The organism is Pseudomonas protegens, assembly GCF_003732485.1.
Lineage (GTDB): Bacteria > Pseudomonadota > Gammaproteobacteria > Pseudomonadales > Pseudomonadaceae > Aquipseudomonas > Aquipseudomonas protegens_B.
Window position 1 is genome coordinate 26,356 of record NZ_MOAK01000049.1, and the last position, 1,124, is coordinate 27,479.

Consider the following 1,124-nt stretch of genomic DNA (forward strand, 5'->3'; position numbering starts at 1 on the left):
GGCAGCTGGTACGCCGGACAAGCACCAGGCAACTACGTGGTGCAGATCCTCGGCACCAGTTCGGAAGCCACCGCGCAGAATTTCGTCAAGGAACAGGGCGGCGAATACCGCTACTTCAAGAAAGTCCTCAACGGCAAGCCGCTGTATGTGATCACCTACGGCAACTTCTCCAGCCGCGATGCAGCGGTCAGCGCCATCAAATCCTTGCCAGCGAAGGTTCAGGCTGGTAAACCTTGGCCTCGCACTGTCGCTAGCGTTCAACAAGAACTGGCAACAACTCGCTGAAGATTCGGCGGCCTTACCCAGGCCGCCTCTCCCGGCAACCTCAAATTTCCGCATCGGCATGCTGCCTTACAGGCCGCGTGCCTTGTGGTGTCTGCGTCACAGTAGTTTTTGAGTCGCGGCAGTCAAAAGCAAAACTTTTTGACTAGCACAGCATATCGCTTTAAAACGTTCATAAATGCGACATGAATTTACGACAGATCGTCGCTAAATTTGTGGGGCTTTGTGTCGGTGTGTACAATGACCTCCCTTTTGCCCCCGCAAAGCTGGCGTACGTTCGGCGCGGAATGCAAGTGGTTGAATTGAAAAGAAATTTGCCTCGAAAAGAGGCAGCCTGGTGAGAAAGTGTCTATGAAAGCAGGTCTGTACCAACCAGATGAATTTAAGGATAACTGTGGTTTCGGCCTGATAGCCCATATGCAGGGCGAACCCAGTCATACCTTGTTGAAAACGGCCATTGAGGCCCTGACCTGCATGACCCACCGCGGTGGGATCAACGCGGACGGCAAGACCGGCGACGGTTGCGGTCTGCTGATGCAAAAGCCCGACCTGTTCCTGCGCGCAGTCGCCACGGAGCATTTCGGCGTCGATCTGCCCAAGCAATATGCGGTGGGCATGGTGTTCTTCAACCAGGACCCGGTGAAAGCCGAAGCCGCTCGCGAAAACATGAACCGCGAGATCCTGGCCGCCGGCCTGCAACTGGTGGGCTGGCGCAAAGTACCGATCGATACCAGTGTGCTCGGGCGTCTGGCCCTGGAGCGCCTGCCACAGATCGAACAAGTGTTCATCGGCGGCCAGGGGCTGAGCGACCAGGACTTCGCCATCAAGCTGTTCAGCTCCCC

The 1,124-nt window shown here is 56.4% G+C and carries 1 protein-coding gene and 1 pseudogene; both read left to right on the top strand.

All coding sequences use genetic code 11. The features are described 5' to 3' along the window. The coding region (locus tag BLX41_RS35150) for an SPOR domain-containing protein (RefSeq protein WP_259744752.1) at positions 1-285 on the top strand (285 nt) is incomplete at its 5' end. 348 nt (positions 286-633) lie between these two features. Further along, positions 634-1,124: pseudogene (gene gltB / locus BLX41_RS35155) on the top strand (glutamate synthase large subunit); the annotation flags it as partial.